This is a genomic window from Erwinia sp. AC075, assembly GCF_979253995.1.
Map to the genome: position 1 here is coordinate 4385437 of NZ_CEEDEU010000001.1, position 13502 is coordinate 4398938.

The following is a 13502-nucleotide window of genomic DNA, read 5'->3' on the forward strand; positions in this document are numbered from 1 at the left end:
AAATCTTACCTGGTTTTAACACCTTATCAGAGTCTGAACTCTTCGCCCAAATAGACTCTTTTAACTTGTTCATCCTCCAGAATTTCTGCCGGAGTTCCATGAGCAATTAAGTGCCCCTGGCTGACGATGTAAGCGCGCTCACATACCGCCAGCGTTTCACGCACGTTATGGTCGGTGATCAGCACGCCAAGGCCGCTGTCACGCAGGTGTTCGATAATCTTTTTGATATCAATAACTGAAATCGGGTCTACACCGGCAAAGGGCTCATCAAGAAGGATGAACTTTGGATTGGCGGCCAGCGCGCGGGCAATCTCAACACGACGGCGTTCGCCACCGGATAATGCCTGACCCATGCTGTTGCGCAGATGCTCGATGTGGAATTCGTTCATCAGCTCATTGGCGCGGTCTTCGCGTTGTTCTGTGGTCAGATCGTCGCGGATCTGCAGCACGGCCATCAGGTTGTCATAGACGCTCAGGCGGCGGAAGATCGACGCCTCCTGCGGCAGATAGCCAATCCCACGGCGAGCGCGGGCGTGCAACGGTAAGATACTGATGTCTTCATCATCAATGATGATACGACCCGCATCACGCGGCACAATGCCAACTACCATATAAAAGGTGGTGGTTTTGCCGGCGCCATTTGGACCTAACAGGCCAACAATCTCACCGGATTTGACCTGCAAACTGACATCTTCGACCACGCGACGGCCTTTGTAAGCCTTCGCCAGGTTTTCCGCAATTAACGTAGCCATAGCTGATTAGTTACTCTTTTTTGGGCCGGTAGACTGGGTGCCTTTGTCCTGCAACTGGGAAGGAACCAGGATGGTAGTCACGCGTTTACCGCTGCTGCCATAAGCCTGCATTTTCTGATCTTTCACCAGATAGGTTATCCGATCACCCTTCACGTTGCTGTCGAGCTGCTCCAGATAAGCATTACCGGTCAGCTCGACAAAATCTTTCGCCAGCTCATAATGCATTTTCTGCGCATGGCCTTTCACCGGCTTACCGTTGTCCTGCATCTGGTAGAAGGTGGCAGGATTACCATAGGCATCGACGATGGTTTTCTTGCTGTCGCCATCCGGGCGAGTGACCACGACTTTGTCCGCGGTGATTTTGATCGAGCCCTGGGTCACGATGACGTTGCCGGTAAAGGTGGCAACGTTACCCTGCATATCAAGGGCCTGATTTTCGGAATCGACATTCACCGGTTTATCGGAGTCGCCGGTCAGCGCCAGAGCGGGCAGGCTGGTAGCCAGCAGCAAGCTGAGCGCCAGGAACTTAAGGTTGTTTTGCATTTTGGATTTCATAAGAGGTTTTGACCTTTTCAATCAGCTCGGCTGTTTTCTTCCGTAAATTTCCACGCATCTTCATCCCGGTAGAGTTGAAGCTACTGCCATAAAGTGTGACCTGATCATCCGACGTTACATCCTGGGTGACGAGGTTCACTATGGCATTATCGGTCTTAATCCGCTCAAGTTGAGCATCCTGAGTCAGGCTGTTGACCTCTACGTGGCCGTAAAGATACAGCATACGGTCATTGGTCAGCTTGGCTTTGTCTGCCCGGATAGACCAGGTCGGAATTTTGTTTTCGTCGTACGTGGTCATCACCGGGTTTTCGAACCAGCTGACGGCCTCAGTGGAAAAATAGGTCACTTTATCCGACACCAGCTTGTAGTTCAGACCACCCTGAGGGTTGTAGACCACAGTATTTGAGCTCTGGCTGGTGTAGGTGGGATTCTGGTCGCTGTTGGCAACAGGTTGTGCGCTGTCATCCGGACCGGCCAGATTCCAGCCAATCAGTACAATGGCCACCAATGCCAGTAACAGCGTGATCCAACGTCTGGTTTTACTCATACAGACTGCCCTTTGGCCTCATCAAACTTATCCTGTGCTATCAAAATCAGATCGCAAATTTCACGCACCGCTCCCCGACCACCGGCAATACGGGTTACGTAGTTTGCGCGAGGAAGCAGGACCGGGTGGGCATCAGCCACGGTAACGCTGAGACCGACTTCGGCCATCACCGGCCAGTCAATCAGGTCGTCACCGATGTAAGCCACCTGCTCGGGGCGAAGTGCTAGTGTATCCAGAAGTTCACGGAAGGCCAAAAGCTTATCAGATTGTCCCTGGTAAAGATGCGTAATCCCGAGGGTGGCACAGCGATCTTCCAGCAATTTTGCCTTCCGGCCGGTAATAATGGCCACTTCCACGTCGGATGTCAGCAGGCAACGAATACCATAACCGTCGCGGACGTTGAAAGCTTTCAGCTCTTCTCCGCTGTTACCCTGATAGATCACGCCATCGGACATGACGCCATCAACATCACAAATCAACAGTCTGACCTCGCGCGCGCGGGTCATGACATCAAGGCTCACCTCGCCATAGCAAGTTTCAACCCACTCTGCAGCAGTACTCATTTGTCTTCTGTTCCTTGTTAAACCACGCCAGCGCGCAGCATGTCATGCATATGCACCACGCCCAGCAGCGTGTCACCGTCAGCCACCATCACGACGGTAATATTCCTGCTTTGCATCAGGTTGAGCGCATCCACCGCCAGCAGATTTGGGCGGACCCGAATGCCGCCTGAGGTCATCACGCTGGCAATGTCGGCCGTCTGGAAATCAATGCCCATATCAAACACCCTGCGCAGGTCACCATCGGTAAAGATGCCTTCGATCTTCATCAGATCGTTGCAAATCACCGTCATGCCCATGTTTTTGCGGGTAATTTCAAGCAGCGCATCCCGCAAAGAAGCCTCGCGGCTGACATGCGGGATCTCATCACCGGTGTGCATAATATCATTGACCGTTAACAACAGCTTACGGCCAAGTGCGCCGCCCGGATGGGACAGGGCAAAGTCTTCGGCAGTGAAGCCACGCGCTTTTAACAGCGCAACCGCCAACGCATCTCCCATCACCAGTGTCGCGGTGGTGCTGGTGGTCGGCGCCAGGCCCAGAGGGCAGGCTTCCTGCGGTACTTTAACACACAGATGAATATCAGCGGCACGGCCCATCGCGCTCTCGGGTTTGCTGGTCATGCAAATCAGTGAGACGTGGAGCCGCTTTAACACCGGGATAAGGGCCAGAATTTCAGAGGATTCGCCGGAATTGGAGATGGCGATGACAATATCGCCCGCGCTTACCATGCCTAAATCGCCGTGGCTGGCTTCAGCAGGATGCACAAAGAAAGCGGGTGTACCGGTGCTGGCAAAGGTCGCGGCCATCTTTTTGCCGATGTGACCCGACTTGCCCATGCCCATTACCACGACTTTCCCTGAACAGCTGAAGATGCGCTGACACGCCTGGGTGAAATCGTCGTTGATGTATTGATCAAGCTGCTCCAGGCCCTGACGTTCGATATTCAGGACATCTTTCCCGGCTTGCTGAAAGTCAAAGCCGGGCTCGAGGTTGCCAGGTGCCATAATTTCCATTCCTTTTTACCAGAGGGTAGCCGAAGGCAGCCAGTAGAGCAGTGCAACCCAGGCAACAAAGCCAGAGAGCAGTAGCGCACCGGCCACGCGGCCGATACAGCGGCTGCGCTGTAAACAGATTAAGGTAAATAGCGCGCTGACGCCCAGCATGACCCAATAGTCACGAGCGAACGCGTGCATATCAATATCCCCTGGGTGAATCAGTGCCGGAACGCCCAGGACAATCGCAATATTGTAGATGTTGGAACCAATAAGGTTGCCAATAGCGATATCATCTTCGCCTTTGAGTGCGCCCGCGATCACCGTCGCCAGTTCAGGCAGGCTGGTACCAACGGAAATCACCGTCAGGCCAATAATCAGTTCGCTGATGCCGAAGAAGTCCGCAATCACCGTGGCGTTATCGATGACCATCCGCGTAGACATCGGCAGGATAATCAACGCCACCGCCAGCCATAAAAAGGCGACGGTATTACCGGTATCGTCGCGCGGCAGCTCAGCCAGCTGCTCTCGTGTCAGCGAGTCGTTGTTTTCGCGTTCGGCTTTACGGGCAATTTTGATAATAAAGAGTAAATAAGCCGCCGCAATGGCGATCAAGGCCACGCCATCATTGCGGCTGAGGTTATTATCAAACAGCATTACGCCGCATAATAATGTGACCAGCAGCATCAGTGGCAGTTCACGACGAACCAGATTTGAATGCACCGTAAGGGGATGAAGCAGGGCCGCACCACCGAGGATCAGCAAAATGTTGGTAATGTTCGATCCCATGGCCGTGCCCACGGCGATATCCATCTGTCCATGGGTTGCTGCGGAGAAAGAGACAATCAGCTCAGGTAGCGAGGTGCCTATTCCGACCACCGTCATACCAATAATCAGCGGAGGAATGCCCAGCGCGCGGCTCAGAATAGCGGCACTGAAGACCAGACGATCGGCACCATATACCAGCAGAACTAAACCGATAACCAACAGTGCTATAGCTACGAGCATGAAATGTCCTTTGATCGGGTATAATCGTCGGCTGGCCTTGCGCGACGAGTAAAGCAAGGGTGTTAAGTTATTGTGCTGATTTTGACGGTCTGGGAGCGAAAAGTAAAACTTATGCCAACTTTAGCCACGTCTTCGAGGTAAGTTTCTGTAAAAGTGTCCTGTCCGATGGGTTATACGCTACCATCGGAGATAAATTTAATGCCTGAAATGTGGAGAGGTAACTATGAGCCAGACGGAGACGAATTTGGTGGATGTCCGGGGCGTGAGCTTTGCCCGTGGAGATCGCCCAGTATTCGATAACATCTCGCTGACTGTGCCAAAAGGGAAAGTGACCGCTATTATGGGGCCATCAGGCATTGGTAAAACCACCTTATTACGTCTGATTGGTGGCCAGTTACGCCCTGACAGCGGAGAAATCTGGTTTAACGGCGAAAATATTCCCAGCCTGACTCGCTCTCGCTTATATGAAGCCAGAAAAAAAATGAGCATGCTGTTCCAGTCCGGTGCACTGTTCACTGATCTTACCGTCTTTGATAATGTCGCCTGGCCGCTGCGTGAACACACTCAGCTTCCCCCGCAGTTGCTGCACAGCACGGTGATGATGAAACTGGAAGCGGTAGGATTACGCGGAGCGGCACAGCTGAAACCTTCCGAACTGTCAGGCGGCATGGCACGCCGTGCGGCGCTGGCCCGTGCGATTGCATTAGAGCCTGACCTGATCATGTTCGATGAGCCTTTCGTCGGCCAGGATCCCATTACCATGGGCGTACTGGTTAAACTGATTGATGAACTCAACCATTCGCTGGGGATGACCTGCATTGTGGTTTCTCACGATGTTCCGGAAGTGCTCAGTATCGCTGACTACGCTTATATTATTGCCGGGCAGAAGGTGATTGCTCAGGGAACGGCTAAATCCCTGCATGAAAATGAAGATGCGCGTGTCCGCCAGTTTATTGATGGTATCGCCGATGGTCCGGTACCGTTTCGTTTTCCTGCAGGCGATTATCTGCAAGACTTAACCGGTTCAGGGAGTTAACTAACTGATGTTTTTACGTGTGCTTGGACGACAGGGGATCAATACCTGTGCTTCCTTTGGTCGTGCCGGATTAATGCTCTTTCACGCGCTGGTGGGTATTCCCCGCTTTCGCAAGCACGCGCCACTGCTGATAAAACAGCTTTACAGTATTGGTGTACTGTCACTGCTGATCGTTGTGGTATCGGGCTTATTTATTGGCATGGTACTGGGATTGCAAGGCTATCTGGTATTAAACACCTACGGTGCCGACAGCAGCCTTGGCATGTTAGTGGCCCTTTCGCTGCTGCGCGAGCTGGGGCCGGTTGTGACCGCGCTGCTGTTTGCGGGCCGTGCAGGCTCTGCCTTAACGGCGGAAATTGGCCTGATGAAAGCCACTGAACAGCTCTCCAGTATGGAGATGATGGCGGTCGATCCCCTACGTCGGATTATTTCACCCCGGTTTTGGGCGGGCTTTATCAGCATGCCATTGCTGACGCTGATTTTTGTGGCGGTTGGTATCATGGGCGGCGCGATTGTTGGCGTCAGCTGGAAAGGCATCGACAGCGGGTTCTTCTGGTCGGCGATGCAAAATGCTGTTGATGTGCGCACGGACATTCTTAACTGCGTAATCAAAAGTGCGGTCTTCGCCTTCACGGTGACCTGGATTGCTCTGTTCAATGGCTATGATGCTATCCCAACTTCGGAAGGGATTAGCCGGGCAACCACTCGCACTGTGGTACATGCTTCTCTGGCGGTACTCGGTTTAGATTTTGTGCTGACTGCACTGATGTTTGGGAACTGATTCAATGCAAACGAAAAAAAGCGAAATTTGGGTAGGTGTGTTTTTATTACTGGCGCTGTTTGCAGCACTGTTTCTTTGCCTGCGCGTGGCGGATTTGCAATCGCTGGGCAGCACGCCAACCTGGAAACTCTATGCGACTTTCGACAATATTGGCGGCCTGAAAAGCGGGTCACCGGTCAAAGTGGGCGGTGTGGTGATTGGTCGGGTATCCGACATTGAACTTGATCCAAAAACTTACTCGCCGCGCGTTACGATGGATATCGAAGACCAATATAATCAACTGCCTGACACCAGCTCGCTGGCGATCAGAACCTCCGGTCTGTTGGGGGAGCAATTCCTGGCGCTGAATGTCGGTTTTGACGATCCCGATATGGGAACCGCTATGCTTAAAGATGGCAGCACCATTCAGGACACCAAATCGGCGATGGTGCTTGAAGACCTGATTGGCCAGTTCTTGTATAAGAGCGGCAATGGTAATGAGAAGAAAGATGATTCGTCGGCGGCACCGGAAGCTAACGGGCAACCCGCGCCGGCGGCTACGACTACACCATAAGAGGACAAGTCATGTTTAAACGTTTCCTGATGATGGCAATGCTGGTTATTGCCCCGGTTGCAGCCAATGCGGCAGCAGATCAAACCAATCCTTATCAGCTGATGAACGAAGCGGCAGGGAAAACCTTCACCCGGCTGAAGACCGAGCAGCCTAAAATCAAACAGGATCCTGACTATCTGCGTCAGATCGTGCGTGAAGAGCTGTTGCCGTATGTGCAAATCAAATACGCCGGCGCGTTGGTGTTAGGTCGCTATTACAAAGATGCGACGCCTGCGCAGCGCGATGCGTACTTCAAAGCCTTTGGTGATTATCTGGCACAGGCCTATGGTCAGGCGCTGGCGCTGTATAACGGGCAGACTTACCAGATTGCTCCTGAGCAATCCTATGCAGACAAAACCATTATCGCGATCCGCGTCACCATTGTTGATCCGAACGGTCGTCCACCTGTGCGTCTGGATTTCCAGTGGCGCAAAAACAGCCGCAGCGGCGACTGGCAGGCGTATGACATGATTGCTGAAGGGGTAAGCATGATTACCACTAAGCAAAATGAGTGGAGCGACACGCTGCGTCAGAAGGGCATCGATGGCCTGACCGAGCAGCTGAAGTCTTATGCTAAACAGCCTATCACGTTGGATAAACAGCAGTAATGAGCGATCAACTGAGCTGGCGTCTTGAGGCAAACCAGTTACATTTGTCCGGCGAACTGCAGCGCGAAACCCTGTTAGCGCTGTGGAAGCAGCGCGAGACGGTAATGAAACAGATCGATACAATCGACGTTTCTGAACTGGATCGGGTTGATTCGGCTGGGCTGGCGCTGCTGGTCCATCTGCGGCAGATAGCATTACAACAGGGCAAAGCGCCCCAATTTACGGGCATCAACGATAAACTTCATTCGTTGATTACCCTGTATAACTTGCAGCAGATCATTGTTTCCCGCGGATAAAATGCCTGGCGGAAACTGAACAGAAAGAGCCCCTGCATCGTCAGGGGCTTTTTGCTTGTTTAAGATAGCGGCACTTTCCACTAATATGTGTGCCTGTTTATCATCTATTAAATTTAGAAGCCTCATGGAAACTAGTGAAATTCAATCCGTGCTGATGGGCGCGTTACCGTTGCAGGAAGTCCACGTTACTGGCGATGGCAGCCATTTTCAGGTTATCGCGGTAGGCGAACTGTTTGCCGATCTCAGCCGGGTCAAAAAACAGCAGACTGTCTATGCACCGCTGATGGCGTATATCGCTGACAACCGCATGCACGCAGTCTCAATCAAAACATTTACCCCTGAAGAGTGGGCGCGCGACCGTAAGTTAAACGGTTTTTAAGCTGTTTCGCTGTGGTCACCGCGCAAGATCGTGGTGAGGCGAACAGACCTTTATTTTTTTAAAAGAGAGCTGGTGCAATGGATAAATTTCGTGTGCAGGGTCCGACCCGTTTAAGCGGGGAAGTCACTATTTCCGGCGCAAAAAACGCTGCGCTGCCGATCCTGTTCGCCGCTCTGCTGGCGGAAGAGCCTGTAGAGATTCAGAATGTCCCGAAACTGAAGGACATCGATACCACCATGAAGCTGTTAAGCCAGCTGGGTGTTAAGGCTGAGCGTAACGGTTCTGTGCATCTGGATGCCAGTGACGTCAATATCTACTGCGCACCTTATGATCTGGTGAAAACCATGCGCGCTTCCATCTGGGCGCTTGGCCCGCTGGTGGCCCGTTTTGGTCAGGGGCAGGTTTCTCTGCCTGGCGGTTGCGCCATCGGTGCCCGCCCTGTTGACCTGCACATTACCGGTCTGGAACAGCTGGGTGCTGAGATCAAGCTTGAAGAAGGCTATGTGAAAGCGTCCGTCGATGGCCGTCTGAAAGGCGCACATATCGTGATGGACAAGGTCAGCGTTGGCGCGACCGTTACCATCATGAGCGCAGCCACATTGGCTACCGGTACGACGGTTATCGAGAATGCTGCGCGCGAGCCAGAAATTGTGGACACCGCGAACTTCCTGAACACCTTAGGTGCGAAAATCACCGGTGCCGGCAGCGACCGTATTACCATTGAAGGCGTTGAGCGTCTGGGCGGCGGAGTTTACCGCGTTCTGCCCGACCGTATTGAAACGGGAACCTTCCTGATTGCTGCGGCGATTTCGGGCGGAAAAGTCCTTTGTCACGCGACTCAGCCGGACACGCTGGATGCCGTACTGGCTAAGCTGCGTGAAGCCGGTGCAGAAATTCAAACCGGTCCGGACTGGATCAGTCTGGATATGCATGGCAAGCGGCCTAAAGCGGTCAACTTCCGCACTGCGCCGCATCCGGGTTTCCCAACGGATATGCAGGCTCAGTTCAGCTTGCTGAATCTGGTGGCAGAAGGCACCGGTGTGATCACCGAGACCATCTTCGAAAACCGCTTTATGCACATCCCGGAGCTGATCCGTATGGGTGCGCATGCTGAGATAGAGAGCAATACCGCGATTTGTCATGGTGTTGAGAAGCTCTCCGGTGCTCAGGTGATGGCGACCGATCTGCGTGCGTCGGCCAGCCTGGTTCTGGCAGGTTGCATCGCAGAAGGCACTACAATTGTTGACCGTATTTATCATATCGACCGTGGCTATGAGCACATCGAAGATAAACTGAAGGCGCTGGGCGCGAACATTGAGCGCGTGAGCGGCGAAGAGTAATTTTCTCGTCCTCAGCAATGAAAGGCGGTAGGAAACTACCGCCTTTTTTATTATCTCATCAGCCCTTTGCGGTCGATAAGCTTTTTCGTGATGGGATGGTAATAGCGGCTTGGCCATATCTCGGCGGGATGAACTTGCAGCGCATCCGCAATCAGCCACTCACCTTTTGGCCAGGGACGAAATAGCGCATTGGCGAGCGTCGATGAGCAGAGTCCAGCATCTCGTGAAACCCCTGCCAGACTGGTTCCCTTTTTGCGCAGGCTCGCAATAATGTCTGCGTTGTGCCAGTCATCTTTAAATTTGACCATTTGTGTCTCCTCCTTGTACACCTGACTTCTCAGGACATTCCTTTATTAACGGCTGAGCAGCGTGGCTATGTTTGGAAACAGTGCCTGCTGTGACTGCTCGTAGTCGCAATACACCGCGAAGCATTTATAGCAACTTCAGGAAGTTTATTTCCAGTATTTTCTAAATGTTGAGGTAACTTTTTGCGAGGAAACGCATAAGTTGCAGAAGTTTTGGCCGGTTAACTGCGCAAGGTATCAGGCAAAGAGGGATGGAGGATGAGTGCAGGACGAAAAGGGCTGGAAAAAGTGGGCAGAGCGCGGTTTCCCGCGCTTAAAAGACTAGTATTCGCGCTGTACTGACATGTGAGCAAGCGCTTCAAGCGCACTGCGCCAGGGTGATTCAGGCAGTGCTTTAAGCGCCGAAATGGCTTTATCCGCTTCATGCTCCGCGGCCTGACGCGTCCATTCCAGAGAGCCACATTGGCGCATGGTTTCCAGAACGGGTTCCAATAAATGGCGTCCGTTGCCCTGTTCAATCGCTTCGCGGATCATCTGGGATTGTTCAGGGGTACCATTGCGCATCGCATGCAGCAGCGGCAGGGTAGGCTTGCCTTCACTCAGGTCATCACCGACATTTTTACCGAGCGTTTTACCATCGGCGCTGTAATCCAGCAGATCGTCGATTAACTGGAAAGCGGTGCCAATGAAGCGGCCGTAGTCCTGCAGCGCTTTTTCCTGCTCTGGCACAGCCTCAGCAAGGATGGCTGAAGATTGGGCTGCCGCTTCAAACAGACGGGCGGTTTTGCTGTAAATCACCCGCATGTAGCTTTCTTCGGTGATATCCGGGTCGTTGCAGTTCATGAGCTGCAGGACTTCGCCTTCAGCGATAACGTTCACTGCTTCAGACATTAGCGCCAGTACCCGGAGCGATCCGAGGCTGGTCATCATCTGGAAAGCACGCGTGTAAATGAAGTCGCCAACCAGCACGCTGGCCGCGTTACCAAAAGCAGCATTGGCCGTGGCTTTGCCGCGACGCATGTCGGATTCATCCACCACATCGTCATGCAGCAGCGTGGCCGTGTGAATAAATTCGATCAGGGCTGCTACGGTAACATGCTGTTTCCCGGTGTAATTAACGGCGCGAGCCGCTAAAACAGCGATCATCGGACGGATGCGTTTGCCTCCACCACTGATGATGTAGTAACCCAACTGATTAATGAGGGAGACCTCAGAGTTCAGCTGTTCGAGGATAGTTGCGTTGACGTCCGCCATATCTTGCGCGGTGAGTTCGTTTATCTGTTCTAAGTTCATCAGTCTGTTCAGCTATTGCTCAGTATGCTGCTATGATAAGCGTCTTTACCCGTGCCTGCGGCAGGTTATGTATTACAGATTGTACTGGAAAATCAGCGCAACGAAACAATTGCATTCGCTTAGCGTTTTTTTTCTGCAATACCCCGCATCAGGCACTTGTCATTATCCTGGAAGTTGCGTAGAATTCGCGCCCTATTGTGAATATTTATAGCGCAGCCTGAAACTAAGACGGCAAGCGCGAAAGCGGAGTTTATATGTACGCGGTTTTCCAAAGTGGTGGTAAACAACACCGAGTAAGCGAAGGTCAGACCGTTCGCCTGGAAAAGCTGGACATCGCAACCGGCGAAACGATTGAATTCGACCAGGTTCTGATGATTGCCAACGGTGAAGATGTGTCAATTGGCGCGCCTTTAGTTTCAGGTGGCTTGATCAAGGCAGAAATTATTGCTCATGGTCGCGGCGACAAGATCAAGATTGTTAAGTTCCGTCGTCGTAAGCATTACCGTAAGCAGCAGGGTCACCGTCAGTGGTTTACTGACGTGAAGATCACTGGCATCAGCGCGTAAGAGGAGATCTGACAAATGGCACACAAGAAAGCTGGCGGCTCCACTCGAAATGGTCGCGATTCCAATGCAAAACGCCTCGGCGTTAAGCGTTTCGGCGGCGAATCTGTTCTGGCAGGTAGCATCATCGTTCGTCAGCGTGGAACCAAATTCCATGCGGGCACCAACGTAGGCTGCGGCCGTGACCACACTCTGTTTGCAACTGCAAACGGCAAGGTCCAGTTCGAAGTGAAAGGCCCGAACAACCGTAAATACATCAGCATCGTTGCTGAGTAAGGTTTTCGTGCCTGAAAGCGGTACCTGATACCGCTTTCAGCAGCGAATCTAAAAGCCCCGCTATGATTGCGGGGCTTTTTACATTCTGCGTTCTGCCCCGGCGTAATTACGTCTGAGGGTTCACAGCAAAGGTCACTTTTGCTGTACACTTTATATTCAGCTGCACGATGTCTTGAGGCGGATCCCCTTTCTGGAATCGACGTGAAGACAGCTTTTGCGGCGCCAGAAACCCAGTTTCCGTCACCAGGCACACCAGCTTGCTACGGCGGATCACTCCCGGACACGCGTCACCTTGCCAGCGTCGGGCGAATGATTTACGGAGAAGTAACATGAAGTTTGTTGATGAAGCGACGATACTCGTCGCTGCGGGCGATGGCGGCAATGGCTGCGTCAGCTTCCGTCGTGAGAAATATATCCCAAGAGGCGGTCCGGACGGCGGCGACGGTGGTGACGGCGGCGATGTCTACATGCAGGCCGATGAAAACCTCAATACCCTGATTGACTACCGTTTCGAAAAATCTTTCCGTTCAGAGCGTGGCCAGAATGGTCAGAGCCGTGATTGTACCGGCAAACGTGGTCAGGACATTATTATTAAAGTGCCGGTCGGCACCCGTATCATCGATCAGGGCACTGGCGAGACGCTGGGCGACATGATGACGCATGGTCAGATCCAGATGGTCGCGAAAGGCGGCTGGCATGGTCTGGGCAACTCCCGCTTCAAATCCTCCGTAAACCGTTCTCCTCGTCAGAAAACGATGGGGACCAAGGGTGAAGTGCGTGATATTCAGCTGGAACTGATGCTGCTGGCTGACGTGGGTATGCTTGGCTTGCCGAATGCCGGTAAATCAACCTTTATCCGTGCGGTGTCCGCCGCGAAACCAAAAGTGGCTGACTATCCGTTTACCACCCTGGTACCAAGCCTCGGCGTGGTTCGTATGGACACTGAACAGAGCTTTGTGATCGCCGATATCCCGGGTCTGATCGAAGGGGCATCTGATGGCGCGGGTCTGGGTATTCGCTTCCTTAAGCACCTTGAGCGCTGCCGTGTGCTGTTACACACCATCGATCTGGCGCCAATTGATGAATCCGATCCGATTGAGAATGCCCGCATCATCCTCGGTGAGTTGGAAAAATACAGCGAGAAGCTCTTCAACAAACCGCGCTGGTTAGTGTTCAACAAAGTTGACCTGCTGGACGAAGAAGAAGCGGAATCTCGTGCTAAAGCGATTGCTGATGCGCTGGGCTGGACAGATAAATACTATCTGATCTCTGCTGCCAACCGTACTGGCGTAACGCCATTGTGCTGGGATGTGATGTCCTTTATCAACGCCAATCCAAAAGAAGCGGAAGAAGCACAGAAGCAGCCTGAGAAAGTCGAGTTCATGTGGGATGACTATCATCGCCAGCAACTCGAAGAAGCTGAAGCAGAATCTGCTGTTGAAGTGGAAGACGACGACTGGGATGACGACTGGGATGAAGAGGACGACGAAGGCGTCGAAATCATCTACAAGCGTTAATCCAACAAAAGGACACCCCGGTGTCCTTTTTTTATGTCTGCAGCTCGGGCAATTAAGTCTTTTAAATGGTAAAGATAATTATTATCATCTTTGCCATCC

18 protein-coding genes are annotated in these 13502 nt (G+C 52.6%); 10 read left to right on the plus strand and 8 right to left on the minus strand.

From position 1 onward, the window contains the following. Positions 1-26 precede the first annotated feature (26 nt). The 6 genes from lptB to AC0IXH_RS20600 are packed head-to-tail and all read right to left on the minus strand — an operon-like array spanning position 27 to position 4417. Positions 27-752 (minus strand): LPS export ABC transporter ATP-binding protein, encoded by a 726-nt coding sequence (lptB, locus tag AC0IXH_RS20575; RefSeq protein WP_013204051.1) that lies wholly within the window; start codon positions 750-752, stop codon positions 27-29. A gap of 6 nt (positions 753-758) precedes the next feature. Further along, a complete protein-coding gene (gene lptA / locus AC0IXH_RS20580) occupies positions 759-1307 on the minus strand; it encodes a lipopolysaccharide ABC transporter substrate-binding protein LptA (RefSeq protein WP_013204050.1) in 549 nt (182 codons plus the stop codon). After that, positions 1279-1854 (minus strand): LPS export ABC transporter periplasmic protein LptC, encoded by a 576-nt coding sequence (gene lptC / locus AC0IXH_RS20585; protein ID WP_013204049.1) that lies wholly within the window; start codon positions 1852-1854, stop codon positions 1279-1281. The genes lptA and lptC overlap by 29 nt, the downstream gene beginning before the upstream one ends. After that, positions 1851-2417 (minus strand): 3-deoxy-manno-octulosonate-8-phosphatase KdsC, encoded by a 567-nt coding sequence (gene kdsC / locus AC0IXH_RS20590; protein ID WP_013204048.1) that lies wholly within the window; start codon positions 2415-2417, stop codon positions 1851-1853. Before kdsC ends, lptC begins: the two co-directional genes overlap by 4 nt. 17 nt (positions 2418-2434) lie before the next feature. Further along, on the minus strand, positions 2435-3421 hold the full coding sequence (gene kdsD / locus AC0IXH_RS20595) for an arabinose-5-phosphate isomerase KdsD (protein ID WP_013204047.1): 987 nt from the start codon (positions 3419-3421) through the stop codon (positions 2435-2437). Between the two features lie 15 nt (positions 3422-3436). Further along, on the minus strand, positions 3437-4417 hold the full coding sequence (locus AC0IXH_RS20600) for a calcium/sodium antiporter (RefSeq protein WP_013204046.1): 981 nt from the start codon (positions 4415-4417) through the stop codon (positions 3437-3439). Between the two features lie 223 nt (positions 4418-4640). Between AC0IXH_RS20600 and mlaF the strand changes: the two genes are divergently transcribed. The 7 genes from mlaF (at position 4641) to murA (ending at position 9449) form a co-directional block, all read left to right on the plus strand. Continuing rightward, positions 4641-5453: a phospholipid ABC transporter ATP-binding protein MlaF gene (gene mlaF, locus AC0IXH_RS20605; RefSeq protein WP_013204045.1), complete on the plus strand. Its 813-nt coding sequence runs from the start codon at positions 4641-4643 to the stop codon at positions 5451-5453. Between the two features lie 7 nt (positions 5454-5460). Then, positions 5461-6234 carry a lipid asymmetry maintenance ABC transporter permease subunit MlaE gene (gene mlaE, locus AC0IXH_RS20610; RefSeq protein ID WP_471720909.1) on the plus strand — a complete coding sequence of 258 codons (774 nt, stop codon included), beginning with the start codon at positions 5461-5463 and terminating at the stop codon, positions 6232-6234. Between the two features lie 4 nt (positions 6235-6238). Further along, complete coding sequence (mlaD, locus tag AC0IXH_RS20615) at positions 6239-6787, plus strand: outer membrane lipid asymmetry maintenance protein MlaD (protein WP_013204043.1); 549 nt, start codon at positions 6239-6241, stop codon at positions 6785-6787. A gap of 11 nt (positions 6788-6798) precedes the next feature. Continuing rightward, the gene (gene mlaC, locus AC0IXH_RS20620) at positions 6799-7434 is read left to right on the plus strand and encodes a phospholipid-binding protein MlaC (protein ID WP_013204042.1); all 636 of its coding nucleotides are present in this window, start codon (positions 6799-6801) and stop codon (positions 7432-7434) included. Then, positions 7434-7730 (plus strand): lipid asymmetry maintenance protein MlaB, encoded by a 297-nt coding sequence (gene mlaB / locus AC0IXH_RS20625; protein WP_013204041.1) that lies wholly within the window; start codon positions 7434-7436, stop codon positions 7728-7730. Before mlaC ends, mlaB begins: the two co-directional genes overlap by 1 nt. 124 nt (positions 7731-7854) lie before the next feature. After that, positions 7855-8109, plus strand: coding sequence for a BolA family iron metabolism protein IbaG (ibaG, locus tag AC0IXH_RS20630; RefSeq protein ID WP_013204040.1), 255 nt, complete (start codon positions 7855-7857; stop codon positions 8107-8109). Between the two features lie 77 nt (positions 8110-8186). Further along, the gene (gene murA / locus AC0IXH_RS20635; protein ID WP_013204039.1) at positions 8187-9449 is read left to right on the plus strand and encodes a UDP-N-acetylglucosamine 1-carboxyvinyltransferase; all 1263 of its coding nucleotides are present in this window, start codon (positions 8187-8189) and stop codon (positions 9447-9449) included. 50 nt (positions 9450-9499) lie between these two features. Here the strand turns inward: murA and AC0IXH_RS20640 are convergent, their stop codons facing one another. After that, positions 9500-9757, minus strand: coding sequence for a helix-turn-helix domain-containing protein (locus AC0IXH_RS20640; protein ID WP_106381969.1), 258 nt, complete (start codon positions 9755-9757; stop codon positions 9500-9502). 318 nt (positions 9758-10075) lie between these two features. Further along, the gene (ispB, locus tag AC0IXH_RS20645) at positions 10076-11047 is read right to left on the minus strand and encodes an octaprenyl diphosphate synthase (RefSeq protein ID WP_106381970.1); all 972 of its coding nucleotides are present in this window, start codon (positions 11045-11047) and stop codon (positions 10076-10078) included. 254 nt (positions 11048-11301) lie between these two features. Between ispB and rplU the strand changes: the two genes are divergently transcribed. From rplU to cgtA, 3 genes are all read left to right on the plus strand, one after another. Continuing rightward, a complete protein-coding gene (gene rplU, locus AC0IXH_RS20650; RefSeq protein WP_013204036.1) occupies positions 11302-11613 on the plus strand; it encodes a 50S ribosomal protein L21 in 312 nt (103 codons plus the stop codon). Between the two features lie 15 nt (positions 11614-11628). After that, positions 11629-11886: a 50S ribosomal protein L27 gene (gene rpmA, locus AC0IXH_RS20655; protein ID WP_013204035.1), complete on the plus strand. Its 258-nt coding sequence runs from the start codon at positions 11629-11631 to the stop codon at positions 11884-11886. Between the two features lie 329 nt (positions 11887-12215). Continuing rightward, positions 12216-13403, plus strand: a complete 1188-nt coding sequence (cgtA, locus tag AC0IXH_RS20660; RefSeq protein WP_134822856.1) for an Obg family GTPase CgtA — start codon at positions 12216-12218, stop codon at positions 13401-13403. Positions 13404-13502: the final 99 nt, after the last annotated feature.